Origin of the sequence: Pseudomonas viridiflava (assembly GCF_900602065.1) — a bacterium.
Taxonomy (GTDB): domain Bacteria; phylum Pseudomonadota; class Gammaproteobacteria; order Pseudomonadales; family Pseudomonadaceae; genus Aquipseudomonas.
Genome location: NZ_UWFN01000181.1, coordinates 287,458 through 312,912 on the forward strand (window position 1 = coordinate 287,458; position 25,455 = coordinate 312,912).

The window sequence follows — 25,455 nt, forward strand, 5'->3', positions numbered from 1 at the left end:
GTTAATTATATATGGTTCGAAAGATGGAATTAATCAGTCGATAGAGGCGTTTAATCACAGAGTGTTAGAGAGTGCAATGATTTTTTAATGCCGTATTGGTGAAGTGATTTTGAGATGTTTGGTGAGGTATTTAGTTAAATTTCTGCGAGCGGTTTAAATCTGTTTTTATAGCGAATCAATAAGCGGCTTAGTTGTCAAGTTTTTAAAGTTGTGGCAATAAAAAAGAGAGCCGAAGCTCTCTTTTTTATTGCCAGTCAGGCCATCAGCCGATGGTCATCAAGCTCGCGTTACCACCCGCAGCGGCAGTGTTGACGCTCAGTGCACGTTCAATCACCAGACGTTCCAGTGCTACGTTGGTTTCGCCATGGGACAGCCCGTTGACGCCAACGATGGCGCCCGCCCGCTGGGCCACTTGCTCGCAAACAGCGCGCAGTTGATCCGAGTCGCCGTGGTGCAGAACAGCGTCGATTAGCACCTCGTCTTTCGTCCAGTCGGCCACCAGCTTGATCCGCGCCTGTACTTCTTTCGGCAGGCGGGCACGCAGTGGTTTGCTCAACGCGTTGTCCGGCCAGACCGCGCTGCTGCCTACGGCCAGAACGGCGGCCAGTTGAATAAGCAGGTCGCTTTCCGCTTCAGCAAGGCAGAGCACGTGTTCACGCGGCAGGATGCTGTAGCTGTTACGCTCGCCGGTAGGGCCCGCCAACAGGCGAGTCACGCCGCTTTGCGATTGCACGGCAAACTGGCTGCAGAGCTGATCCAGCTCGGTTTGCTGATTGCTGGTTGCCCAGGTTTTTAGCGCCTGCAATGGCTGGCTCAAGGCATCGCGCATGCGGGTGTCGGGTGCCGCCAGTGCATCGCCACGCACGAACGATTGCTCGATGGCGTCGACCGGACGGGTTGAGAGCAGGCGATACAGATACAGCGGGCCACCGGCTTTCGGCCCTGTGCCCGACAGGCCTTCACCGCCGAACGGTTGCACACCGACCACAGCCCCGACGATGTTGCGGTTAACGTAAACGTTGCCCGCGTTGACGTTGTCGATCACTTTGGCAATGGTCTCGTCGATACGGGTATGTACGCCGAGCGTCAGGCCGTAACCGGAGGCGTTGATCTGACCGATCAACTGGTCCAGTTCCTTGCGCTTGTAACGGACTACGTGCAGCACCGGGCCGAAGATTTCACGTTGCAGCTCGTCGAAGCTTTCGAGTTCGATCAGCGTCGGCATCACATAGGTGCCGCGCTTGATTTCGTCACTGTCGGCGATTGCAACCTGATAGACCGTGCGGCCTTTGTCGCGCATGCCTTGAATGTGTTTATCAATGCCTGCCTTGGCTTCTGCGTCGATCACCGGGCCGATGTCTACGGACAGACGCTCCGGGTTGCCGAGACGGCATTCAGCCATGGCGCCCTTGAGCATTTCGATGACGCGGTCGGCGGAATCTTCCTGCAGGCACAGTACGCGCAGGGCCGAGCAACGTTGACCGGCGCTGTCGAAGGCTGAGGACACGACGTCGATGACCACTTGTTCTGTGAGCGCCGAGGAGTCGACGATCATTGCGTTCTGGCCACCGGTTTCCGCGATCAGCGGGATCGGGCGACCTTGAGCGTCAAGGCGACCGGCAATGTTGCGTTGCAGCAGACGAGCGACTTCAGTGGAGCCGGTGAACATCACGCCTTTGACCCGATCGTCACCGACCAGACGGGCGCCGACGGTTTCACCGCGGCCGGGCAGCAATTGCAGCACGCCTTCCGGAATGCCGGCTTCGAGCAGAATACGAACGGCCTGTGCGGCAACCAGTGGTGTTTGCTCAGCAGGTTTGGCCAGCACCGGGTTACCGGCAGCGAGGGCAGCGGCGACCTGGCCGCTGAAGATTGCCAGCGGGAAGTTCCACGGGCTGATGCAGACCACAGGACCCAGCGGGCGGTGCGCGTCGTTACTGAAGTCATTGCGTGCCTGCACCGCGTAATAGCGCAGGAAGTCCACCGCCTCGCGGACTTCTGCGATAGCGTTGGCGAAGGTCTTGCCTGCTTCGCGAGCCAGTAGGCCCATCAGTGGCTGGATCTCGGCTTCCATCAGGTCGGCGGCGCGCTCCAGAATCGCAGCGCGTTCAGCCGGTGGGGTGGCTTGCCAGATCGGGCCGGAACTCAGGGCGCAGAGCAGGGCGTTGTCGACATCCTCCAGGCTGGCTTCCTGCACATGGCCGACTACATCGCGCAGATCGGATGGGTTCAGCAGCGGGGTAGCCGTGCCCTCACTTGCCGGGCAGCCGAGCATTGGCGCGGCCTTCCAGTCGTTGTGCGCGGTGGCCAACAAGGCAGAAGACAACGAGCCGAGACGATGTTCGTTGGCCAGGTCGATACCGCTGGAGTTGGCGCGCTCGGCACCATACAGATCGCGCGGCAAGGGGATGCGCGGGTGCGGCAGGCCGAAGCCGCCTTCCTGAGTCGCCATGCGCTCGATGCTGGCCACTGGGTCAGCGACCAGTTCCTGAATGGAAATCGACTGATCGGCAATACGGTTGACGAAGGAAGTATTCGCGCCGTTTTCCAGCAGGCGACGCACCAGATAAGCTAGCAGGGTTTCGTGAGTGCCTACCGGCGCATATACGCGACACGGTCGGTTCAGCTTGCCATCGGCGACCTTGCCCACGACTTGTTCGTAAAGCGGTTCGCCCATGCCGTGCAGGCATTGGAATTCGTACTGGCCGGGGTAATAGTTCTGACCGGCGATGTGGTAAATGGCCGACAGGGTGTGAGCGTTGTGCGTCGCGAATTGCGGGTAGATGACTTCCGGCACCGACAGCAGTTTGCGGGCGCAAGCGATGTAGGAAACGTCGGTGTATACCTTGCGGGTATAGACCGGATAGCCTTCCAGACCCTCAACCTGGGCGCGCTTGATTTCGCTGTCCCAGTAAGCGCCTTTTACCAGGCGAATCATCAGGCGGTGGCGGCTGCGGCGGGCCAGATCGATCACGTAGTCGATCACATACGGGCAGCGCTTCTGATAAGCCTGGATCACAAAGCCAATACCGTTCCAGCCGGTCAGCTGAGGCTCGAAGCACAGGCGCTCAAGCAGGTCCAGCGACAGCTCAAGACGGTCGGCTTCTTCGGCATCGATGTTCAGGCCGATGTCGTATTGCTTGGCCAGCAGGGTCAACGACAGCAGGCGCGGATACAGCTCTTCCATCACGCGTTCATACTGGGCGCGGCTGTAACGCGGGTGCAGTGCCGAGAGCTTGATGGAGATGCCCGGACCTTCGTAGATGCCACGCCCGTGGGACGCTTTGCCGATGGAGTGGATCGCCTGCTCGTAAGAGGCCAGGTATTTCTGTGCGTCGTGTTCGGTGAGTGCTGCTTCGCCGAGCATGTCGTAGGAGTAACGGAAGCCTTTGGCTTCGAAGCGGCTGGCGTTGGCCAATGCTTCGCCGATGGTTTCACCGGTGACGAACTGTTCGCCCATCAGGCGCATGGCCATGTCCACGCCCTTGCGGATCATGGGTTCGCCGCTTTTGCCGATGATCCGGCTCAGGGACGATGTCAGCCCGGCTTCATTGTGCGTTGCGACCAATTTGCCAGTCAGCAGCAAGCCCCAGGTGGCGGCGTTGACGAACAGCGATGGGCTGTTGCCCAGGTGCGGATGCCAGTTGCCGGTGCTGATCTTGTCGCGGATCAATGCGTCGCGGGTGCCTTTGTCGGGAATACGCAGCAGCGCTTCGGCCAGGCACATCAGGGCTACACCTTCCTGAGACGACAGCGAGAACTCCTGCAGCAGGCCCTGAACGATCCCGGCACGGCCGCCAGCGCTCTTCTGGTTACGCAGCTTTTCGGCGATGGTCGCAGCCAGTTTGTTGGTCGCTTCAGCCATCGGTACCGGCAGGCGCGCCTGCTCGATGAGCATCGGCACCACTTCCGGTTCCGGTCGGCGATAGGCTGCAGTAATTGCAGCGCGCAGCACGGATTGCGGCAGGATGCTTTCTGCGAACTCAAGGAAACACTGGTGAGTTGTGTCCACCGGCAATTCGCCGTGGTCATCGCTGTCTTTGCCAACAGTGCCATTGAGTTCGGAAAGGGTTGCACCACCTTCGAGCTTTTCCAGGTAATTGAAAATCGCCTGTTTGATGAGCCAGTGCGGAGTCCGGTCAATGGACTGAGCGGCTACTTTCAATCGCTCGCGGGTAGGGTCGTCAAGTTTGACACCCAGGGTGGTGGTCGCCATGTGCTGTCCTCATCATGCCACTGCAATGTGGCCTTGGTTGTCGGACAAGATTAGCCATGAGCCGGTCAGGGTGCAACCGGGTGCAACCCTTTTTTTGCTGAATATTTTCGGCACCTGCCAGGCGGTCCGGCTTTGATGTTCTGTGCTGCACAAACGCAGTGCCGATGTTCAGATGAAAGGCGGCTGGCGCTCTGGAACGGGGCAGGATTCGCGGTAATCGGGTGGCGATAACGTCGAGGTGCAACTTTTTGGCCGTAAATGGGTTGCACCGCCAATGAGTTGTTGAATAGGATGCGTCGCGATGTCGCATGTGCGACCAAGAATTGTTCTCGCGTGACTGGCGTTGGTCGGGAGTGAGGCCAGAAAATCTGCCACTTTTTTCTGCGCTTTGGCTGTAAACCTCCCGGTCAAAGCCGGTCTCGCTAAATAAAAACAATGCCAAGGCGAAATACCCATGAGTGTCAGCAACCCTACCTTGATCACCTTCGTGATCTATATCGCAGCAATGGTGCTGATAGGCCTGATGGCTTATCGCTCAACCAACAACCTGTCGGACTATATTCTTGGCGGCCGCAGTCTGGGCAGCGTCGTTACGGCGTTGTCGGCCGGTGCTTCGGACATGAGCGGCTGGCTATTGATGGGCTTGCCGGGTGCCATTTATATGTCGGGCCTGTCTGAAAGCTGGATCGCGATCGGCCTGATTATCGGTGCTTATCTGAATTGGCTGTTTGTCGCCGGTCGCCTGCGTGTACAGACCGAGCACAACGGCGATGCTCTGACGCTGCCGGACTATTTCACCAGCCGTTTCGAAGACAAAAGTGGCTTGCTGCGCGTGATCTCTGCGGTGGTGATTCTGGTGTTCTTCACCATTTATTGCGCCTCGGGCATTGTTGCCGGTGCACGCCTGTTTGAAAGCACCTTCGGTATGTCTTACGAAACTGCGCTGTGGGCCGGCGCTGCCGCAACCATCGCTTACACGTTTGTAGGTGGATTTCTCGCAGTGAGCTGGACTGACACGGTGCAGGCAACACTGATGATTTTTGCGTTGATCCTGACGCCGATCATTGTGCTGCTGGCCACCGGTGGCGTTGACGCGACATTCCTTGCCATCGAGGCCAAGGATCCAGCCAACTTCGACATGTTCCGCAATACCAGCATCATCGGCATCATTTCCCTGATGGGCTGGGGCTTGGGCTACTTCGGTCAGCCACACATTCTGGCGCGCTTCATGGCGGCAGATTCGGTGAAGTCGATTGCCAGCGCACGACGCATTTCCATGACCTGGATGATCCTCTGTCTGGGTGGCACCGTGGCGGCGGGCTTCTTCGGCATTGCCTATTTCTCGGCGCATCCCGAGGTCGCCGGGCCTGTCACTGAAAACCCGGAGCGGGTCTTCATCGAACTGGCCAAGTTGCTGTTCAATCCTTGGGTGACTGGCGTATTGCTCTCGGCGATTCTGGCCGCGGTGATGAGCACGCTGAGCTGTCAACTGCTAGTGTGCTCCAGCGCGCTGACCGAGGACTTCTATAAAGCCTTCCTGCGTAAAAACGCTTCGCAAAAGGAGCTGGTCTGGGTCGGCCGTGCGATGGTGTTGCTGATCGCGATTATCTCTATCTTGCTGGCCGCCGATCCGAACAACCGTGTACTGGGGCTGGTGAGCTATGCATGGGCTGGCTTCGGCGCTGCATTTGGTCCGGTGGTGTTGATTTCGGTGCTCTGGAAAGGCATGACGCGTAACGGGGCGCTTGCTGGCGTGCTGGTTGGCGCAATCACCGTGATCGTCTGGAAGCAGTTGGGGATCTGGGGTCTGTACGAAATTATCCCGGGCTTCCTGTTCGCCAGCATCGCCATCGTGGTGTTCAGCCTGATTGGCAAAGGTCCGTCGACAGGTATGCAGGAGCGTTTTGAGCTGGCTGAGAAAGAGTTCAAGGCTGCACGGTAGATGTTGAAAGAATAACCTGTAGGAGCCAACGTGTTGGCGAAGCGTCGGGTGGGTGTAATGACTGCTATCGCTTCGCCAACAAGTTGGCTCCTACAAGGACTGCGTTTGCCGCTGCTGCAGTGTCAGCAGCACTAAATCTTGTTGTGATCAATGTCCAGCTTATAGAAAGTGGCTTTACCGCCTTCGCTGCTGTAACCCTTGTTGTCTTGCACGTAAACTCCTGCCTTGAAGTACAGCGGCTTGTCTCGCCAGGTGGCGCTGATCGGGCTGCTCCAGTTCTTTCCTCTGGCGCTGACACTCAGGTCGCCACCAGGGCTGAGGTGGATCTTGTAATTGAACCGCTCATTCAGCGGCACACCTTCTGCTATCGGAATGACGCGGCTTTTATCATCGTCATAACGGTTGCGGACTTTGGCAACGATGTTTCCGGACTTAGTGTCTTCTTTGTACTGATACTCAACTTTGAGCATCGGCTCGGTACTTTCGTAGGCATGTATCTGGCCAATCACGATCTTGCCGGAAGAGGGGACTTGATTAACTTCCAGTGTCGCGTCGAGAAAGTTGTCGGCCTGCGGATACATCCAGTTATGTAACGTACCGTCGGCCCAGGTCTCTCGAAGTTCGCTGCGCGGGTATTTGGCGTTGGCAGTTTTTGAGCCGGTGACGGGTGACCAGAAAAAGATGTAACCCGACTCAGACCGAAAGTACTTGCCGTCATAGCCCTTCTTCAGCTGGGCTGTCTCGATGGTTTTGGGGGGCGAACCCACAGGAATGCTCAGATTCCACGAAGCCATGTCTACCATGTGATGTTTTCCAATATGTCGCATTGCCAGTAAGAGGCGTCTATGTCAAGCCTTTGCGGGTTGTTGTTATACGTTCTCAATAACGTTCTGTTAATGATTAATTGTCGAACGAGTGACGTCAAAGTGCTGTCACATTGGCTGTAGGGCATGTACTCACTGGCCTGTAGGACATGACCGTTAGTCGGGTGGATGTGAACTTTAGCGAACGGTGTCACAAAGCCAGCTTTAGTTTCCGTCAGAGCCGACTAGAGTTATCTTGATTGGAAATCAACGCGACGGTCCCTGGATGTCGTGCTACTTAAGAGAAGCTGCATGGAATGCGCGCAAACCAAGCCGGGTGATGGCTGTTCTGTTTTGTTGGTTGTTGATGACTATCCAGAGAATCTGGTGACGATGCGTGCTGTTCTGCAGAGACAGGACTGGTGCATCGTGACTGCGAGCTCAGGAATCGAGGCATTGACCGTGCTCCTGGAGCGCGAGGTCGATCTGGTACTGCTTGATGTGCAGATGCCGGGCATGGACGGTTTTGAGGTCGCACGCCTGATGCGCGGCAGCCAGCGAACGCGGCTGACCCCTATCATTTTCCTGACTGCCAACGAGCAGTCTCAGGACGCCGTACATCGTGGTTACGCCAGCGGCGCAATCGACTACCTGTTCAAACCCTTCGATCCCAACGTACTCAGGCCCAAAGTTCAGGCTCTGCTTGAGCAGCAGCAGAATCAGCGTGCCCTGCAACGGATCTCCCGAGAGCTGGAAACTGCCCGGGCCTTCAACGCGTCGGTGCTGGACAACATCGATGAGGGAATTCTGGTCGTCAGTGAGGCCGGACTCATCAATTTCGCTAACCCGGCTATCTGTCGGTTGCTCGGTGCCAATGCCGAGCAATTGAGAGGTACCAACGTGATTGATTATCTGATCGAGCCGCAGGTCTCTGACTGGGCGCAGTCAGGGTTCTATCGTCACTATCGCAACGCTGAAATCTACCGTCTGCACGATGCCGTCCTGCGTACCCATGAAGGCTGCAAGCTGCCAGTGGCATTGTCGTGCGCGCCTTTGCCCGTAGAGCAGAAGGCCATGGTGTTCAGCATTCTGGACATGTCGGTGGTCCGCGATCTCTATCAGCAACTGGAGCAGCAGGCCGTTACTGATGCGCTGACGGGTTTGCTTAACCGGCGAGGCTTTTATCAGGCCGTAGAAGGCTTGTTGTTACGCAACGAGCAGGCCGGGCGATTCCTGGTGTTGCTGTACCTGGATCTGGACGGCTTCAAGCGCGTCAACGATTCCCTGGGGCATGATGCAGGCGATCAAGTGCTGCTTTGGGTTTCCCAGCAGCTCAAGGATTGTATGCGGCCATACGACGTGCTCGCGCGCATGGGCGGCGATGAGTTCACCGTGGTCATCGACGGTCTGGATTTTCCTGAGCAGGCTGCCAAGGTGGCGGAAAAGCTGATTGAGCGGGTGTCAGTCCGCAGGCAGGTCGACGGCCTGGATGTCACGCTTGGCGCCAGTATCGGCATTGCCACCTATCCCGATTGCGGGTCCAATCTCGACGGCTTGCTGCGTGCGGCAGATATCGCCATGTACGAGGCCAAACGGGCCGGTCGTCAGCAGTATCGGTTCTACGATCAGGAAATGAACGGCCGGGCGCGTTCCAGGTTGATGCTCGAAGACAGTGTGCGCAGCGCTATCGATGGCCAGGATTTCTCTATGGTCTATCAGCCGCAGGTATCCATCGCTGATGGCAAGTTGCGTGGTTTCGAAGCGTTATTGCGTTGGCAGCATCCGAGCGCCGGGGATGTGCCGCCGGGCGTGTTCATCCCGTTGCTGGAAGAGACCCGGCTGATCAACAAGCTGGGCGGCTGGATCTTCGAGCAAGGCGCCGAGCATCGTAGCCGCTGCAATGAGGTTTTTGATGCCGGGCTGGTGCTGAGCATCAGCATCAGTCCCACCCAGTTCTGCATGCCTAACCTTGCCTCAGAGTTGCGCCGCGCCATGCAGCGTTACGATCTGAAGCCGGGCCAGTTGGAGGTTGAACTCACCGAAGCATCGCTGGTACACAATCTGTCCCACAGCCGTAATCAGATCCGCCATCTGCATGACATCGGTGTGAGTGTGGCGCTGGATGATTTTGGTGTCGGCGAGTGTTCGCTGACGCATCTGCGTAACCTGGATATCGATACGCTCAAGATAGATCGGCACTTCATCGCGGGCATGCTGACAACGCCGCGCGATACCGCTGTAGCGCGCAGCATTATCGACCTGTGCCGTAACCTTGATGTGCTGGTGATCGCTGAAGGCGTCGAGACCCTCGAGCAATATCAGTGGCTGGCTGAAAACGGTTGTCAGCTGATTCAGGGGTATCTGGTCGGACGGCCCATGCTGGCCGACGACGCCCTGCGCTTTCCGAAGGTATTCGACTGGGAGAGCCTGAAACAGCATTGATTTATGTACACTGGCGCCTTTTGAATCAGCGTTACGGCTCATGACTGCATCGGCGACTGCTCCTCTCAAATACCTTCAGGCCTATCCTCCTGCGCTTCAGGATCAGGTGCGGCAGCTGATCGCCCGCAACAAACTGGGTGAGTATTTACAGCAGCGTTACCCCGGTCGTCATGAGGTCCAGAGCGATAAGGCGCTGTATGCCTACGCGTTGGGGCTCAAGCAGGAGTACCTGCGAAACGCGCCGAACATCGACAAAGTGCTGTTTGATAATCGGCTCGATCTGACTCATCGCGCATTGGGGCTGCACACCACGATTTCCCGCGTGCAGGGCGGCAAGCTCAAGGCCAAGAAAGAAATTCGCGTCGCCTCGCTGTTCAAGGAAGCGCCACCGGAATTCCTGAAAATGATCGTGGTGCACGAACTGGCGCACTTCAAGGAGTCCGATCACAACAAGGCGTTTTACCAGCTGTGCGAGCACATGCAGCCGGGTTATCACCAGTTGGAGTTTGATCTGCGGATTTACCTGACCTGGCGGGATATGCAGTAGCACCAAGGATGAGCGACATTCCGGTGGGAGCGAATTCATTCGCGAAGGCGGTGCCTCAGTCGCTGAATCTCTTTGAGCTATGCCCCCTTCGCGAATAAATTCGCTCCCACACAGTCTGCACAGGTCAATCACCCGCCATGCCCTCACCGTCAAGATAATAGGCCCTCACTTCAATGGAAGTCAGCAAAACCAAAAGCAGTTTCTACCGCCGTTTGTACGTGGCGTATCTGATCGACAGTGAGTTGGCCGCTAACGTCCCGGCATTGGTCGATGTCACCGGCATGCCACGGCGTACGGCGCAGGACACGATTGCCGCGCTGGCTGATCTTGATATCGAATGTGAGTTCGAACAGCTTGATGGCGCCCGTAATCATGCAGGGCAATACCGCATTCGTAGCTGGGGCGCGATAGATAAAAGCTGGATTGCGGGCAACCTGGCGCAGATCAAAGCCGTGCTGGGTTACCCCTGAATCCGCCGTACATGATCGCTATTCCAGATCGCGGCGCATGCCGATGTGGGGGATTTCGTCTTCCAGATACACCTCGCCTACCGGCTCGAAGCCGTACCGGGCGTAATACCGCTGCAGATGCGCTTGGGCTGACAGATAGATCGGCTGGTCGGGCCAGGTTTTCTCCGCGTTCTCCAGCGCCTGCTCCATAAGCTCGTGGCCAATGCCGCGGCTGCGGATCGAAGGCGCAGTCACTACGCGGCCGATAGTCACGTCACCGCCTTGCTGGATCGGGTCAAGCAAGCGCAGATAGGCGACCAGTTTGTCTTCCTGCCAGGCCATCAGGTGGCATGTATCACCGATCAGATCCTGGCCGTCGATATCCAGATAAACGCACTTCTGCTCAACCACGAACACCTCGGCGCGCAATTGCAGGATGGCGTAAAGCTGCTCCTTGCTCAGGTCGGTGTGGTGTTTGCAGATCCAGTTGATTGGCATTTCGCTGACTCGGTGAAGAAACGTTGAGCGAATACTACCTCATCCGGTCATATACCCCATAAGCGCCTGCAAAGATGGTCCTATGAATGTTTCGCGAAGCTGGCCGATAACCCTTTGAGGTTTTTGCGAAGCGCCGCACGTAATGTCATCTATGTGTGAGTTGTGAAAAGGGTTATATGCAGCTTCAATGAGGCTACATGCCAGCATGGATGCCGCTTACTCGGGGTTTCGTCTGTCATCATCCGGGCAATGCTCGTCTCAGGGAAAAAAGCATGTCGTGTGTGCTTAGAGCCATAGCTTTACTGGGATTACTGCTGACGGCTCAGGCCAATGCAGGGGAAAAGTTGCGACTGGTGGCTGATTCCTGGCCTCCTTTTACAGAAGCGTCATTGCTCAACAACGGTCTGGCAACTGATCTGGTCAGCACTGCACTGCAGCGGGCCGGATACAGCACTGACTACGCTCAGGTACCTTGGGCGCGAGCGCTGCTCGGGGTCGAGGAAGGGCGTTACGATGTGCTGATCAACGCGTGGTTCAGCGACGAACGCACGCGTATCGGTCAATTTTCCGAAGAGTACCTGCTCAACCGCGTGCGTTTCCTCAAGCGCAGCCGGTCCAGCGTTCAGTTTCAGGATTTGAGCCAGCTTTACGAGCGGCCGATTGCGGTCGTGCGTGGCTACAGCTATTCCGCCGAATTTGATAACGACAAATTGCTGGAGAAAGTGCCTGTGAGCAATTTCTCCATGGCGCTGCGCATGGTCGCGGCGGGGCGGGTAGACCTGGCGGTAGAAGATGAATTCGTCGCGCGCTATTACCTGGCAGCGGAGTCAAAGGGTATTCGCGACAGGCTTGAGTTCCTGTCCAAGTCATTGAGCGAGAACAGCCTGCATATTCTGGTCAGCCTCAAGAATCCGCAGCATCAGGGGATTGTCGAAGATTTCAATCGGGAAATTGCCGCCATGAAAGCTGACGGCAGTTACGCGGCGATCTTCAAGCGACATGGTCTGTAGCAACAGGCGCCGGTGCCTTGATCAAGTGCGCCGCCAGGGTCCGCAGCGGCCCCAGTTGACGGCAGATCAATGCCAGTTGGGTTTGCACCAGACGCTGACTTTCATCCAGTTCATCGGGCATTTGCTCAAGCTCAGCGGCCAGCGCCTCTTCAGCGTCGCTGTGAATAGCCACCGGCTGTTTCTCGGCGAGGCCTTGGGCGATTTCATCGATACTGGCCGCCAGCGTCGTGCCCGCGCCGTTGATCAACTGCTCGTGGACTTCGGCCGGTAGCTGCGTTTCCCGGTGTGCGCCCAGCCCTGACAGGTAACTGAGCAAGGTGTGCGAAAGCACCAGAAAGCGGAAACCAACGTCCGCTTCCTTACGGAAATGGCCAGGCTCCATCAGCATGTTGGCCAGCGTGGTGGACAGCGCCGCATCGGCGTTGTGGGCGTTGCGCCGCGCTAAGCGATAAGCCAGGTCGTCGCTCTTGCCCTTGGCGTATTGCTGCATGATCTGGCGCAAGTAAATGCTGTTGCAGGTCAGGGTATTGGCCAGCACTTTGTTCAGGCGTCGACCTTGCCAGTCCGGCAGGAACAGGAACACCGCGAGGCCTGCGATCAGGCTGCCCAGCAGGGTATCGAACAGGCGTGGCAGGAACAGGCCGTACCCGTCACCAACCTGGTTGAAACAGAACAGCACCATGATGGTGATGGCTGCGGTGGACAGCGTGTAGCGCGTGGTGCGATTGACGAAGAACACCACACCGGCGAGCACCGCACACATCGATTGCAGAATCGGGCTGGTAACCAGATCAAACAGCGCCCAGCCAATGGTCAGGCCGATGGCCGTGCCAATGATCCGCTGGCCCAGTTTGCGGCGGGTTGCGCCGTAACTGGGCTGGCAGACGAATACCGTGGTGAGGATGATCCAGTAACCCTGGGACGGGTGAATCAGGTGCACCATGGCATAGCCGACCACCAGCGCCAGCGGCAGGCGCAAGGCGTGGCGGAACAGCAACGACGTCGGGGTCATTTGCAGGCGCAGGCGCGCCCAGGCGTCCTTGAGGGTGCGCGGCGAGCGGTCCAGCAGCGAGCTGTCAGTCGCGTCGGCCACGGCGTCCGGGTTGCTTGCATCGCTGAGCAGGCGGTCCAAAGTTTCCAGGTTATTGGCCAGTGCGCGCAGGGAACGCAGCAGACCACGCCACGCCGGGTTGCTCTGGATGCGCAGGTGCTCCAGCGAGGCGCGCAGGTCTTCCATGGCATAGGCAAAGCTGTCGTTGTAAACGAACGGCTGGCGCAGCTGGATCGACTCGGACAATGCCTGGCAGGCCGAGCCTTGCTGGCGCAGCAGACGTTGGCAGCGGAACAGTACGTCGCTGTGGAAGAATGCTTCGGCCAGTGAGTTGTAAGGGTAGTGCGATGAACTGGCGCGCTCGTGGATGTCCTGCGCGATGAAGTACAGCTTGAGATAGCGGCTGACTTTCGAACCGGGCCGACCGTTGCCGACCCGGTGCAGAATGATTTCCTTGGTGGCGTTCAGGGCCGCGACGACCCGGCCATTTTGCTGGGCTAGCTCCAGACGACGCGCTTCGACGTCCAGTTGGCGAATCGGCTCGAACAGGCTCGATTTCAACTTCAAGTACTGACCCAGCTCGCGAAACAGCCGCGCCAGTGCCTGTTGCACCGGCTGGTTGGAAAACAGCATCTGCCACAACACTGACAGCAAGCCGTACCACGCCGCACCCGCGACCAGCAGCATCGGTTCGTGCCAGAAGTCCAGTACTTCGCCGCCACGCTGATCGACGCCGATCATGGTGTACACCGAAAGGATCAGCGTGCCGTAGGCAATCGCGCTGTAGCGTTCGCCCAGCGCGCCGAGCATGGTCAGCGCGAAACTGGCGACCGCCAGGGAAATGGCAAATATCCACGGGTAGGGGAACAGCAACTCGACGGCCATGGCGGCGACGCTGAAACACACCAGCGTCACCGCGAGTGCATTGAGGCGGCCTTGCCAGCTGTCATCAGTCTCGGCCAGGGCGCAGGCGATAATTCCCAGGAACAGCGGGATCAGCAGGCCCATTTCATTCTGGTACCAGCACAGCGCCATGCTGCCGGTCAGCGCAATGAAGACACGAACGCTGTAACTGAACTTATCCAGCGCCCACAGACGGCGGAAGGTATGACGAAGAGATTTCGATGCCATAAAGGAGCTGTTTCACGATTGATCAATGCAGAGTGGATATGTACAGGCCTTGGCCGCATCTGTACATCCGGTTAGCGAGATTTATTCGATAGATACAGATTTTGAAGGCGTAGCTCAAATCCTGTGGGAGCGGTGCTTGCCCGCGATAAGAACACCGCGATTTATCTCTCAGACCGCGCCGCCCTTATCGCGGGCAAGCACCGCTCCCACAAAGGGCTCTGCATTCCAGATCAAACAAACTGCGCAGCCGCATACCCCGAGGCCCACGCCCACTGGAAATTGAAGCCGCCCAGATGCCCGCTGACGTCCAGCACTTCACCGATAAAATACAGCCCCGGTGATTTCAGGGACTCCATGGTCTTGGACGACACCTCGCGTGTATCGATACCCCCCAGCGTTACCTCTGCGGTCCGATAGCCTTCCGTACCAGCAGGCACTACCTGCCAGGACGCCAGCCTGGTAGCGATGTCGGCCAGCTCGGCGTGGGTGTACTGCTTCATGGGCTTGGAAACGAACCACTGCTCGGCGATCAGGGTGGCCATCTTCTTGGTGAAGATCTCTCCCAGCAGGGTTTTCAGTTCGCTGTTGGGCCGCTCGGCTTGTTGCTCTGCCAGCCAGCCAGCAGCGTCGTGCTCGGGCAGCAGATTGATTTCCACCGCGTCGCCGGGATGCCAGAACGAGGAAATCTGCAAAATCGCCGGGCCGCTGAGGCCGCGGTGAGTGAACAGAATGTTCTCGCGGAAGCTTGTGTCGTTGCAGCTGACGAGACAATCCACCGACGTGCCGGACAACTCTGTGCACAGTTCTTTGAGCTGGTCGGTGATGGTGAACGGCACCAGTCCGGCACGCGTCGGTAGCAAGGTGTGACCGAACTGCTTGCCTACCTGATAACCAAAACCGGTCGCGCCCAGAGTCGGGATCGACAGCCCGCCGGTGGCGATGACCAATGATTCACAGCTGATGCTGCCCAGCGTTGTCGTCAGGCTGTAACCGCTCTCGGTTTTCTCGATCTGCTGCACGGACGTGTCCATGTGCAAACTGGCACCGGCTTGCCTGCATTCATCGAGGAGCATTTCGAGGATGTCGCTGGACTTGTTATCGCAGAACAACTGCCCGAGCTTTTTCTCGTGGTACGGCACGCCGTGCTTGCCCACCAGACCGATGAAATCCCACTGGGTGTAACGCGCCAGCGCCGACTTGCAGAAGTGCGGGTTCTGCGAGAGGAAGTTGGCCGGCTCGGTGTACATGTTGGTGAAATTGCAGCGTCCGCCACCGGACATGAGGATCTTCTTGCCGGGCTTGTTGGCGTGATCAATCAGCATCACTTTGCGGCCACGGCCAGCAGCGGTCAGCGCGCACATCAAACCTGCGGCGCCAGCGCCAATGATCACAACGTCAGTAACGGGCAAAGCGATTTCCTCGGGAGGGTTAAGGCACAGCCCCTGTGGGAGCGGTGCTTGCCCGCGATAAGGCTGGACGCGGTTCACTTTAGATCGCGTCGTTCCTATCGCGGGCAAGCACCGCTCCCACAGGTCCTGCGTTTGGCTTTAGATCTTACAAAATCCGGACGCGCAGCGACTTGCCTTTGATCTTGCCGTTGTTCAAACGCTCAAGCGCCTGTTTGGCGACGCCGCGTTCAACCGCTACATAAGCCTGGAAGTCGAAGATCGCGATCTTGCCCACCTGAGCGCCCGGAATACCGGCTTCGCCCGTCAGCGCGCCGAGAATGTCGCCCGGACGCAGCTTGTCCTTGCGGCCCGAACCGATGCACAGCGTGCTCATGGTCGGGATCAGTTGCGAGCCGCCAGCGTTCTTCAGGCTGTCGAGCTGTTCCCAGCGCAGCGAAGCTTTCTGGAGTTCTTCGATGGCACGGGCGCGTTGGCTTTCCGATGGTGCAACGAGGCTGACTGCAATACCTTTTTCACCGGCACGACCAGTACGGCCGACGCGGTGAATGTGCATTTCCGAATCACGCGCCAGTTCGACGTTGATCACCATGTCCAGCGCGTCGATGTCCAGACCACGTGCTGCAACGTCAGTGGCAACCAGCACCGAAGTACTGCGGTTGGCAAACATCGCCAGCACTTGATCACGGTCACGCTGTTCCAGATCACCATGCAGACCCACGGCGGAAATGCCTTTGGCAGTCAGGTGATCGACCACTTCCTGGCATTGCTGCTTGGTAAAGCAGAACGCTACGCAGGATTGCGGGCGGAAATGACCGAGGACTTTCACCACGGCATCAAGGCGATCTTCCGGGGAGATCTCGTAGAAAATCTGTTCGATCTGGCTGTCGGCGTGCAGCGCTTCGACCTTGACGGTCTGCGGGTCACGCATGAACTTGGACGACAGCTGCTTGATGCCCACCGGGTAAGTGGCGGAGAACAGCAGGGTCTGACGCTTCTTCGGAGTTTGCTCGATGATGTCGGCGATGGCGTCGTAGAAGCCCATGTCCAGCATGCGGTCGGCTTCGTCGAGGATCAGCGTGTTCAGGCCATCCAGTACCAGCGAACCTTTGCGCAAGTGCTGCTGAATGCGGCCCGGAGTGCCGACGATGATGTGCGCGCCGTGCTCCAGCGAGCCGATCTGCGGGCCAAACGAAACGCCGCCACACAATGTCAGGACCTTGATGTTGTCTTCCGAGCGGGCCAGACGACGGATTTCCTTCGCCACCTGGTCAGCCAGTTCACGGGTCGGGCACAGCACCAGCGCCTGACAGCCGAAGTAGCGCGGGTTGATCGGGTTAAGCAGGCCGATGCCAAAGGCTGCGGTCTTGCCGCTACCGGTTTTGGCCTGAGCGATCAGGTCCATACCTTTGAGAATCACCGGCAGGCTTTGCGCCTGAATCGGCGTCATCTCGGCATAACCAAGGGACTCCAGGTTAGCCAACATGGCGGCGGACAGGGGCAAAGTATTGAAAGCGGTGTTAGTCACGGTATGGGCCTGCAAAACAAAATGTCGCGCAGTGTATCAGGTCACAGAGCCATCAGGCGCGCTCCCGCCGGGTGGTGTAGCACCCCGGATCTGTAGGAGCTGCCGAAGGCTGCGATCTCGGTGTGTCAGGAGCAATCTTTCGCAGCCTTCGGCAGCTCCTACAGAGAGTGTATTTCAAGTCGCCGCCGGTTTAGCTTCTCTGGAGGGCAACTGCAGAAATATCCCCGCCGCCAGCATCGCCATCACACCCACCGTCAGGAAGGTCAGCTGGAATGCGCCCAGCACGCTGCTCACTTCGCCGGTCGATACCTGTTCGGTAAATCCGCCCAGCAACGCTGCCGCGCACGCTACACCGAAGCTCAGGGACAACTGCGCCACTACCGACAGCAGGCTGTTGCCGCTGGCGGCGCTGGCGTCATCCAGATCGATCAGGGTGACGGTGTTCATCGCTGTGAATTGCAACGAGTTGACTGCACCGAGCAGACCCAGATGCACCAACAACACCCAATACGGCGTTTGCGCATCCACCAAGGCGATGCTCGACAGCAGAATCCCCAGCATCAGCGTGTTGCCGGTGAGGATGATGCGATAGCCAAGCCGTTCGATCAGCCAGCGCGCCACCGACTTGGCGAACATCGCAGCAGCGGCCAGAGGCAACATGCTCATGCCTGCTTGTGACGGTGAGTAACCCAGCGCCACTTGTAGCAGCAACGGCATCAGGAAGGGCAGTGCACCGCTGCCGAGACGGGCAAACAGATTACCGAGAATGCCCACGGCAAAGGTCCGGGTGCGGAACAGTGACGGTGCGAACAGTGGCGACTCAACGTGCCCGGCGCGCAACCAGTACGCCGCCAGGCAACCGAAGCCGGCAAACAACAGCAACACCACACGCAAGTGAGGCAGATGCAATTCGCCAAGGCCTTCCAGGGCAATCGTGATCAGCACCATCGAGGCCCCGAACAGCGCAAAGCCTATGCCGTCGAATTTTGTACGGCCGCCGCCTTGCAGGTTCGGAATGAAGTGGTGCACGGCCCAGCAACCGATGATCCCCACGGGAATGTTGATCAGGAAGATCCAGTGCCAGCTCAGGTATTCGACCATCCAGCCACCCAGGCTCGGGCCCATTAAGGGACCCAACAGGCCGGGCAGGGTGATGAAGCTCATGATCCGCACCAGCTCTGATCGTGGATAGGCGCGTAATACGATCAACCGTCCGATGGGCAGCATCAACGCGCCGCCTAAACCCTGAACAATCCGTGCGCCAACCAGCATGCCCAGCGAGTTGGAAACGGCGCACAGCAGCGAGCCAAAACTGAACAAAAGGATCGCGCTGAAGAAAATCTGTTTGATGCCAAACCGATCTGCGATCCAGCCGGAAGCGGGGATCAATAAAGCGATGGTCAGCATGTAGGCAATGACCACCGACTGCATGCGCAGCGGGTCTTCAGCCAGCGAGCGGGCCATGGAGGGCAGCGCGGTATTGAGAATCGTGCCGTCCAGGCTCTGCATGAAGAACGCGATAGCGACTACCCAAGGCAGCCAGCGCAGGGTTTTTTCATCCAGAAGCGGTGTGGTGGTCGGCATGTGGGTCCTTGTTGAGTTTGTAGGCTAGAACCGATTTGGCGCTGATCCCTGTGGGAGCGGTGCTTGCCCGCGATAAAGGCGACGCTATCTAAAGTGAATCGCGTCCAGCCTTATCGTCGGAATGCCGCCCAGACCAAGCACCGCTCCCACAAAGGCATCATTCCACGGTGTTTTTTCAGCGGCCCTTACAGCGTCAACGTCAACTTGCTGATTAACGCACCGGGTAGCTGGCTGGAAGCTGTCTGGCGCTGACTATAGGTACTTGTGGACAAAATCAGTTCCCGCTCTTTGGTCAAATCCTCCAGCGCGCTGCCCAGCAGGCTGTACGCGCTGTCGTCAAAACGCATGGTGCTGACCGGTGCCTGGATCTTGCCGTCTTCAACCCAGAACGTCGCAAAACGGGTCATGCCGGTCAGGCGCGCAGCAGGCTGGTCGGAGTAGTTCAGGTACCACAGATTGCCGATGTACAGACCAGTACCGATCTTTTCCAGAACCTGCTCCAGCTCCAGATTTCCCGCCGCCATGCTCAATGAATTCGGTGCTTCCCATGGCTCCGCGCCATTGGCCGCCAAGCCATATTCAGCCGCACTGGCAGAACCGACCAACTGATCGACGCCTTTGCCTTCACGAATCAACGTCAGGTCCCGACGTGGATAGCCTTCACCGGAAAACGCGGGCGACAATGAATCGCTGACCTGCTCGTCGATACTCACCAATGGGCTGAACTGTGCATCGCCGCTGTACAGCCGTTGCAGCGGACTGGTCTTGTTCGCCAGTGACTGCGCAGAGAAACCGCCCCAACAGAGCATGCCGATGATTTCATCCATGGCTGCCGGTGCCAGATACGCACGGTACTCACCCGGTGCCAGGGTTTTCAACGGCTTGCCGAGAAACTCCAGTTGCTGGCGAGCCAGCTCGAAACGACGCGCGAAACCTTCGTCGCTCCAGTCGTGCCCGGCATAGTTGGCTTTGACCGCCTGACCGTTCTCGTGGAACAGGCTCCAGTCGAAATTGAAGCTGTTGGCCTGATGCCAGCCGAACGCGCTCCATGAACTGGCGAAGCCTCGATACAGCGGTCCCGCCGCGTAGAAACCGACCAGATCCAGCCCTTCGCCAAGCCGTGCGATTTGTCCGACCACATGCTCGCTGTCCGGCAACGCCAAATCTTGAACATTGGTGCTGTGCCAGGCTTCGGTGTTGGGTTTGAGGTACGGGTCTTTAGGCAGCAGGCCGATGGTTTCACGCAACTGTTGCAAGGCCTCGCTCAAGCGCTGACGATCCAGTTCGCCGTCGCCGCTGAGGGTCAGTTGCAAGTCTGCGTGGCGTTCATCGTCGATCAGTTTCAGGGTCACGCTGGCCTGCTGAACATGGCCGACCTGACGCACCTTGGCGTGATTGAAACGGATGAAATCCGACTCCTCGGCGTTGTAGGCGAGGGTGAAGCGTTCTTGATCGCTGATGGCGCCGTTGAGTGCTGCGACCAGTGCCTGAAACTGCTGTTGATGCGACATCAGGCATCCCCTCCGAATACATCGACTTGCTTGAATACGCAGGCGGGCGAGGCATGGCCGACGCGTACCACTTGATTGGGTTCGCCTTTGCCGCAGTTGGGCGTGCCCAGTACCTTGAAGGTGCTGGCGTCGCCCACGGCGCTGAGGTTTTTCCAGAACTGCGCGGAAATCGCCCGGTAATTCGGATTCTTCACCACGCCTTTGAGTTCGCCGTTCTCGATCAACTGGCCCCACTCGCAGCCGAACTGGAATTTGTTGCGCGCATCGTCGATGGACCACGAACGGTTGGTGGACATCAGCACGCCGTGTTCGATGTTGCCGATCAACTGATCAAGGGACTTATCCCCAGGCTCGATGTTGAGGTTGGCCATGCGATCAATCGGCGGGCGGTTCCAGTTGCACGCGCGGCTGTTGGCGACGCCTGGCAAGTCGGCGCGGTATTGCGACAGTGCGCCGCCCAACGGTCTTTCCAGTACACCTTTGCGAATCAGGAACTGTTTGCTGGCGGGTGTGCCGTCATCGTCGTGGCTGTAGCTCGCCAACTGCTCTGGGATGTCCGGGTCGAAGGTCACGTTGAGCAATTCGGAGCCGTATTGCAGATGGCCGAAGTCACTGGCTTTGACGAAGCTGGTCCCGGCGTAGTTACGCTCGTCACCGAGGATGCGGTCCAGCTCCAGCGGGTGGCCGATGGACTCATGGATTTGCAGAATCATCTGGTCGGGCGTTAACAGCAAGTCCCGAGGACCGTTAGGTGTGTTGGGGGCCATGATCAGTTGCAACGCCTGATCGGCGACTTTGCTGGCCGCGCCTACCAGTCCGCAATTGGCGATGACTTCCGCGCCGCCTTGCTGACCGAAGTTATCCCGGCCCAGGCTGCGGGTCTGGCTGTCACTGCCGTCATAGGCGGTGACGGTCATGCCCGGGTAAACAAAACGCTGCGCCCGACGAATCTGTGCGCCCGCATTGTTCAGGTAAATCTGCTCGACGTTTTCCAGGCCCAGGGTGACTTGCCAGTTCACCAAACGCTCGTCTTTGGGCACGGCGCTGGACTCGGTCATCAGCAGTTGGAGGCAGTCGCTCAATGGCGGGAAGGCGTCCTGCAAATGCGGCGACAGGTAGTCAGCTTGCGCGGTCGCAACTGGTTGATCGCTGAGGTTCAGCAGTGCGTGAGGGGCGAGCCTGCGAGCGTGGGCTTCGGCTTGTTCCAGCGCGGCTTGCAAACCGCGTTGCGAAATATCCCGGGTTGCTGCGTAAGCTTCGACGCCATTAAGGCGCACGGTCAGCATCGCGCCTTCGTCAGTGCTCAAGTGCGGCGGTTCGGCGACATTTTTGCGCACGCACAAGTGCTGGCTGGTCTGGCGGACATAACGCACGGAGAAGAACTGGGCACGGCTCTGCAAGGCGGTAAACCGCTGCTGGAGCTGAGCGGAAAAATCGAACATGCAGAATCATCCTTGTTCGGGTGAAGCGGGGGATTGGGCGTTGTCTGGTCTGGCGTCTTCGCGAATGAATTCGCTCCCACAGGTGGATCGCATTTCAACCGTGGGAGCGAATTCATTCGCGAAGGGCGCGACGCGGTCTAGCGCTTAAAACGATGGCGTTAGATTAGGCCTGTGGCCATGTCGGGATCAAGCGCGGCTCCCACAGGTTGGCCATGATCTAGGGCTGATGATGGGCCTGTGGGACCGAATTCATTCGCGAAGGGCGCGACGCGGTGTAGCGCTGAAAACGATGGCGTTAGATTAGGCCTGTGGCCATGTCGGGATCAAGCGCGGCTCCCACAGGTTGGCCATGATCTCGGGCTGATGATGGACCTGTGGGACCGAATTCATTCGGGAAGGCGGTGTTTCAGTCTATACAAGGCTGAGGATGTACTGGCCTCTTCGCGAATAAATTCGCTACCACAGGAAATTTGAGCTAGCAGTCCAACACAGAATCTCCCACGGATACCGTATTTCAAATTTTACTGCGCAGTACGGCTCACTTCCCGCATCGGCTTGCCACGCGCAGGCTTGTCACCCGCCACGAAATAATCAGCCGTGCTACGAGCCAGCGGCGCGCGACCACGGATCTTGTCGGCGATTTTCTCGGCGATCATGATCGTCGGCGCGTTCAGGTTGCCTGTCGTGATCAGCGGCATGATCGACGCATCGACAACGCGCAGCCCCTGCATGCCGTGCACGCGACCTTCACCATCAACCACGGCCATTTCATCAGTGCCCATTTTGCACGAGCAGGATGGGTGGTAAGCCGTCTCAGCGTGTTCACGGATGAAGGTGTCGAGGTCTTCATCGGACTGCACTTCAATGCCAGGGCTGATTTCGCGGCCACGGTATTGATCGAGCGCAGGCTGCTGCATGATTTCCCGGGTCAGGCGGATGCCATCACGGAATTCTTGCCAGTCCTGCTCGCTCGCCATGTAGTTGAACAGGATGCTCGGGTAGTCGCGTGGATTCTTCGATTTGACCTGCACACGACCACGGCTAGGGGAACGCATCGAGCCCACGTGAGCCTGGAAACCATGCTCTTTCACGCCCTTGGTACCGTTGTAGTTAATCGCTACGGGCAGGAAGTGGTACTGAATGTTCGGCCATTCAAACTCTTCGCTCGAACGGATGAAACCGCCCGCTTCGAACTGGTTGCTGGCGCCGATACCGGTGCCGAGGAACATCCACTCGGCGCCGATTGCAGGCTGGTTCCACCACAGCAGCGACGGGTACAGCGAAACAGGCTGGGTGCAAGAATATTGCAGGTACATCTCCAGGTGATCCTGAAGATTCTGGCCGACGCCTGGCAGGTCATGAACCACCGGGATATCCAGTGCGTTCAACACTTCAGCAGGGCCTACGCCGGAGCGTTGCAAAATCTGCGGCGAGGCAATCGCGCCGCTGCATAGCAAGACTTCTTTACGCGCTTTGGCTTCGATGCGCGCATCGCTGTCGCCGACCAGGTAGCTCACGCCCACGGCTTTCTTGCCGTCGAACAGGATTCGATCAGTCAGCGCGTGAGTGACGATGGTCAGGGTCGAGCGCTTCTTGGCTTCATCCAGATAACCGCGAGCGGTGCTGGCGCGACGGCCTTTAGGCGTCACAGTGCGGTCCATCGGACCAAAGCCTTCTTGCTGATAACCGTTGAGGTCATCGGTGCGCGGGTAACCGGCCTGCACACCCGCTTCAACCATCGCGTGGAACAGCGGATTGTTGCCAGTCTTCGGCGTGGTCACGCTGACCGGACCGTCGCCACCGTGATAGTCGTTGGCGCCGATGTCACGGGTTTCGGCTTTGCGGAAATACGGCAGGCAATCGGCGTAGGTCCAGTCTTCCAGGCCAGGGTTCTTCGCCCAGCCGTCGTAGTCCATCGCGTTGCCGCGGATGTAGCACATGCCGTTGATAAGCGACGAGCCGCCCAGGCCTTTGCCGCGACCGCATTCCATACGACGACCGCCCATGTGTGGCTCTGGATCGGTCTCGTAGGCCCAGTTGTAGCGACGGCCCTGAAGCGGGAATGCCAGAGCAGCCGGCATTTGTGTACGGAAATCCAGACGATAGTCCGGGCCACCGGCTTCCAGCAGCAGAACGGTGACGCCTGCGTCTTCGGTGAGACGGGCTGCCAAGGTGTTACCGGCCGAACCTGCGCCGATGATGATGTAATCGAATTCCTGGGACATTACTGCACCCTCTTTGAAAAGTTGTGGAGCGGGGGAGCAATGAGCGCTCGACCCCTTGCACCCCATGCAAGTGCGCTAGCTGGAAGGACCCCTTCGCGAATGAATTCGCTCCCACAGATGTACTGCATTTCCCTGTGGGAGCGGATTCATCCGCGAGGCGTCCGCCCAGACGACGATCGGCGAACTTAGAACACCGAAGCGTAATCGCCCAACTCAACCTGAACGGACTTGATCCTTGTGTACTGCGCCAACGAGCTGATGCCGTTTTCGCGACCTACACCGGATTGCTTGTAGCCGCCGACCGGCATTTTCGCGTCGGACTCGCCCCAAGCGTTGATCCAGCAAATGCCGGCTTCAAGCTGGTGAATCACGCGGTGAGCGCGGTTGAGGTCTTTGGTGACGATGCCTGCCGCCAAGCCGAAATCAGTGTCGTTGGCGCGGCGGATGACTTCTTCTTCAGTGTCGTAACCGAGGATGCTCATCACCGGGCCGAAGATTTCTTCCTGGACGATTTTCATGTCGTCAGTGCAGTCAGTGAAAACCGTTGGAGCGACATAAGCTCCCTTGGCCAGTTCACCTTCGGTCAGTCGCTCGCCACCGGCCAGCAGGCGTGCGCCTTGCTCTTTGCCGGAGGCGATGTAGCCCAACACGTTTTCCATGTGGGCGAAGCTGACCAGCGGGCCGAAATTGGTATTTTCGTCTTCCGGGTCGCCGACACGGATGCGCTTCACGCGCTCCAGGATTTTTGCTTCAAACGCGCTTTTCAAGGCGTTGGGTACAAAGACCCGAGTGCCGTTGGTGCAGACCTGACCGGAGCTGTAGAAGTTGGCCATCATCGCAACGTCGGCAGCGCGATCCAGATCGGCGTCGTCGAAGATGATGAGCGGCGACTTGCCGCCCAGTTCCATGGTCACTTCTTTCAGGGACGAACCCGAAGCGCTGGCCATGACTTTCTTGCCGGTTTGCACGCCGCCGGTGAACGAGATTTTCTCGATGCGCGGGTGTTCAGTCAGCCAGCTGCCGACTTCAGCGCCGGTGCCCGGCAGCACGTTGAACACGCCATCAGGCACGCCTGCTTCGGTGTAGATTTCAGCCAGCTTCAAGGTGGTCAGTGAAGTGACTTCGCTCGGCTTGAAAATCATCGCGTTACCGGCTGCCAGCGCTGGAGCTGACTTCCACAAGGCGATCTGAATCGGGTAGTTCCATGCGCCGATACCGGCAACCACGCCCAGCGGCTCGCGGCGGGTGTAGACGAACGAGGAAGTGCGCAGCGGAATCTGCTCGCCTTCGATGGCGGGTACCAGGCCTGCGTAATACTCCAGTACATCGGCGCCGGTCACGATGTCGACGTACTTGGTTTCGGAGAAGGCTTTGCCGGTGTCCAGGGTTTCCAGTGCGGCCAGCTCATCGTTGCGTTCACGCAGGATGTCCACGGCACGGCGCAGGATGCGCGAGCGCTCCATGGCGGTCATTTCAGCCCAGATTTTCTGGCCTTTTTCGGCGCTGACTACGGCGCGTTCAACGTCTTCTTTGGAAGCGCGCTGGACCTGGGCCAACAGCTCACCGTTGGCCGGGTTGATAGCGTCGAAAGTCGCATTACTGGTGGCGTCTACATAGCCGCCGTCGATGTAAAGTTTTTGCTGTTCGAAACGGGCCATAAAGTCCTCGCA

At 58.3% G+C, this 25,455-nt stretch carries 16 protein-coding genes; 5 read left to right on the plus strand and 11 right to left on the minus strand.

Annotated elements, in window-relative coordinates; genetic code table 11:
* Nucleotides 1-262: 262 nt before the first annotated feature.
* Nucleotides 263-4,216, minus strand: a complete 3,954-nt coding sequence (gene putA / locus EE949_RS10395) for a trifunctional transcriptional regulator/proline dehydrogenase/L-glutamate gamma-semialdehyde dehydrogenase (RefSeq protein WP_122664199.1) — start codon at nucleotides 4,214-4,216, stop codon at nucleotides 263-265.
* A gap of 454 nt (nucleotides 4,217-4,670) precedes the next feature.
* Here putA and putP point away from each other — a divergent pair, with 454 nt between their 5' ends.
* Nucleotides 4,671-6,158 (plus strand): sodium/proline symporter PutP, encoded by a 1,488-nt coding sequence (putP, locus tag EE949_RS10400; RefSeq protein ID WP_122664200.1) that lies wholly within the window; start codon nucleotides 4,671-4,673, stop codon nucleotides 6,156-6,158.
* A 131-nt stretch (nucleotides 6,159-6,289) separates the two neighbouring features.
* Here the strand turns inward: putP and EE949_RS10405 are convergent, their stop codons facing one another.
* On the minus strand, nucleotides 6,290-6,961 hold the full coding sequence (locus tag EE949_RS10405; RefSeq protein ID WP_122664201.1) for a polysaccharide lyase family 7 protein: 672 nt from the start codon (nucleotides 6,959-6,961) through the stop codon (nucleotides 6,290-6,292).
* A 312-nt stretch (nucleotides 6,962-7,273) separates the two neighbouring features.
* On the opposite strand from EE949_RS10405, the gene EE949_RS10410 reads away from it, so the two are divergent.
* The 3 genes from EE949_RS10410 (at nucleotide 7,274) to EE949_RS10420 (ending at nucleotide 10,420) form a co-directional block, all read left to right on the plus strand.
* Nucleotides 7,274-9,403: a putative bifunctional diguanylate cyclase/phosphodiesterase gene (locus tag EE949_RS10410; RefSeq protein ID WP_162874642.1), complete on the plus strand. Its 2,130-nt coding sequence runs from the start codon at nucleotides 7,274-7,276 to the stop codon at nucleotides 9,401-9,403.
* Nucleotides 9,404-9,443: 40 nt separating this feature from the next.
* Nucleotides 9,444-9,950, plus strand: a complete 507-nt coding sequence (locus EE949_RS10415; protein ID WP_122664203.1) for a M48 metallopeptidase family protein — start codon at nucleotides 9,444-9,446, stop codon at nucleotides 9,948-9,950.
* Nucleotides 9,951-10,123: 173 nt separating this feature from the next.
* A complete protein-coding gene (locus EE949_RS10420) occupies nucleotides 10,124-10,420 on the plus strand; it encodes a winged helix-turn-helix domain-containing protein (protein WP_122664204.1) in 297 nt (98 codons plus the stop codon).
* 18 nt (nucleotides 10,421-10,438) lie between these two features.
* Here EE949_RS10420 and EE949_RS10425 read toward each other — a convergent pair whose 3' ends face one another.
* Nucleotides 10,439-10,897 carry a GNAT family N-acetyltransferase gene (locus tag EE949_RS10425; protein ID WP_122664205.1) on the minus strand — a complete coding sequence of 153 codons (459 nt, stop codon included), beginning with the start codon at nucleotides 10,895-10,897 and terminating at the stop codon, nucleotides 10,439-10,441.
* Between the two features lie 272 nt (nucleotides 10,898-11,169).
* Here EE949_RS10425 and EE949_RS10430 point away from each other — a divergent pair, with 272 nt between their 5' ends.
* On the plus strand, nucleotides 11,170-11,907 hold the full coding sequence (locus EE949_RS10430) for a substrate-binding periplasmic protein (RefSeq protein WP_122664206.1): 738 nt from the start codon (nucleotides 11,170-11,172) through the stop codon (nucleotides 11,905-11,907).
* On the opposite strand, the gene yccS is transcribed toward EE949_RS10430, so the two are convergent.
* The 8 genes from yccS to betB all read right to left on the minus strand — a co-directional run bounded on the left by yccS (nucleotide 11,888) and on the right by betB (nucleotide 25,443).
* Complete coding sequence (gene yccS, locus EE949_RS10435) at nucleotides 11,888-14,089, minus strand: YccS family putative transporter (RefSeq protein ID WP_122664207.1); 2,202 nt, start codon at nucleotides 14,087-14,089, stop codon at nucleotides 11,888-11,890. The two genes, EE949_RS10430 and yccS, sit on opposite strands and share 20 nt — an antisense overlap.
* A 230-nt stretch (nucleotides 14,090-14,319) precedes the next feature.
* Nucleotides 14,320-15,498: an NAD(P)/FAD-dependent oxidoreductase gene (locus tag EE949_RS10440; RefSeq protein ID WP_122664208.1), complete on the minus strand. Its 1,179-nt coding sequence runs from the start codon at nucleotides 15,496-15,498 to the stop codon at nucleotides 14,320-14,322.
* A gap of 145 nt (nucleotides 15,499-15,643) precedes the next feature.
* On the minus strand, nucleotides 15,644-17,023 hold the full coding sequence (gene dbpA / locus EE949_RS10445; RefSeq protein WP_122664209.1) for an ATP-dependent RNA helicase DbpA: 1,380 nt from the start codon (nucleotides 17,021-17,023) through the stop codon (nucleotides 15,644-15,646).
* A 174-nt stretch (nucleotides 17,024-17,197) separates the two neighbouring features.
* Complete coding sequence (mdtD, locus tag EE949_RS10450) at nucleotides 17,198-18,607, minus strand: multidrug transporter subunit MdtD (protein ID WP_122664210.1); 1,410 nt, start codon at nucleotides 18,605-18,607, stop codon at nucleotides 17,198-17,200.
* Nucleotides 18,608-18,792: 185 nt separating this feature from the next.
* The gene (locus EE949_RS10455) at nucleotides 18,793-20,118 is read right to left on the minus strand and encodes a TldD/PmbA family protein (RefSeq protein WP_122664211.1); all 1,326 of its coding nucleotides are present in this window, start codon (nucleotides 20,116-20,118) and stop codon (nucleotides 18,793-18,795) included.
* The gene (locus EE949_RS10460; RefSeq protein ID WP_122664212.1) at nucleotides 20,118-21,560 is read right to left on the minus strand and encodes a TldD/PmbA family protein; all 1,443 of its coding nucleotides are present in this window, start codon (nucleotides 21,558-21,560) and stop codon (nucleotides 20,118-20,120) included. Before EE949_RS10460 ends, EE949_RS10455 begins: the two co-directional genes overlap by 1 nt.
* A gap of 521 nt (nucleotides 21,561-22,081) precedes the next feature.
* A complete protein-coding gene (gene betA, locus EE949_RS10465; RefSeq protein WP_122664213.1) occupies nucleotides 22,082-23,785 on the minus strand; it encodes a choline dehydrogenase in 1,704 nt (567 codons plus the stop codon).
* A gap of 185 nt (nucleotides 23,786-23,970) precedes the next feature.
* On the minus strand, nucleotides 23,971-25,443 hold the full coding sequence (gene betB, locus EE949_RS10470; RefSeq protein WP_122664214.1) for a betaine-aldehyde dehydrogenase: 1,473 nt from the start codon (nucleotides 25,441-25,443) through the stop codon (nucleotides 23,971-23,973).
* Nucleotides 25,444-25,455: the final 12 nt, after the last annotated feature.

Excerpts from the sequence above, each read along its gene's own strand:
- putA (WP_122664199.1), bottom strand. The coding sequence starts at position 4,216 with ATGGCGACCACCACCCTGGGTGTCAAACTTGACGACCCTACCCGCGAG.
- putP (WP_122664200.1), top strand. The coding sequence starts at position 4,671 with ATGAGTGTCAGCAACCCTACCTTGATCACCTTCGTGATCTATATCGCA.
- EE949_RS10405 (WP_122664201.1), bottom strand. The coding sequence starts at position 6,961 with ATGGTAGACATGGCTTCGTGGAATCTGAGCATTCCTGTGGGTTCGCCC.
- EE949_RS10410 (WP_162874642.1), top strand. The coding sequence starts at position 7,274 with ATGGAATGCGCGCAAACCAAGCCGGGTGATGGCTGTTCTGTTTTGTTG.
- EE949_RS10415 (WP_122664203.1), top strand. The coding sequence starts at position 9,444 with ATGACTGCATCGGCGACTGCTCCTCTCAAATACCTTCAGGCCTATCCT.
- EE949_RS10420 (WP_122664204.1), top strand. The coding sequence starts at position 10,124 with ATGGAAGTCAGCAAAACCAAAAGCAGTTTCTACCGCCGTTTGTACGTG.
- EE949_RS10425 (WP_122664205.1), bottom strand. The coding sequence starts at position 10,897 with ATGCCAATCAACTGGATCTGCAAACACCACACCGACCTGAGCAAGGAG.
- EE949_RS10430 (WP_122664206.1), top strand. The coding sequence starts at position 11,170 with ATGTCGTGTGTGCTTAGAGCCATAGCTTTACTGGGATTACTGCTGACG.
- yccS (WP_122664207.1), bottom strand. The coding sequence starts at position 14,089 with ATGGCATCGAAATCTCTTCGTCATACCTTCCGCCGTCTGTGGGCGCTG.
- mdtD (WP_122664210.1), bottom strand. The coding sequence starts at position 18,607 with ATGCCGACCACCACACCGCTTCTGGATGAAAAAACCCTGCGCTGGCTG.
- EE949_RS10455 (WP_122664211.1), bottom strand. The coding sequence starts at position 20,118 with ATGTCGCATCAACAGCAGTTTCAGGCACTGGTCGCAGCACTCAACGGC.
- EE949_RS10460 (WP_122664212.1), bottom strand. The coding sequence starts at position 21,560 with ATGTTCGATTTTTCCGCTCAGCTCCAGCAGCGGTTTACCGCCTTGCAG.
- betA (WP_122664213.1), bottom strand. The coding sequence starts at position 23,785 with ATGTCCCAGGAATTCGATTACATCATCATCGGCGCAGGTTCGGCCGGT.
- betB (WP_122664214.1), bottom strand. The coding sequence starts at position 25,443 with ATGGCCCGTTTCGAACAGCAAAAACTTTACATCGACGGCGGCTATGTA.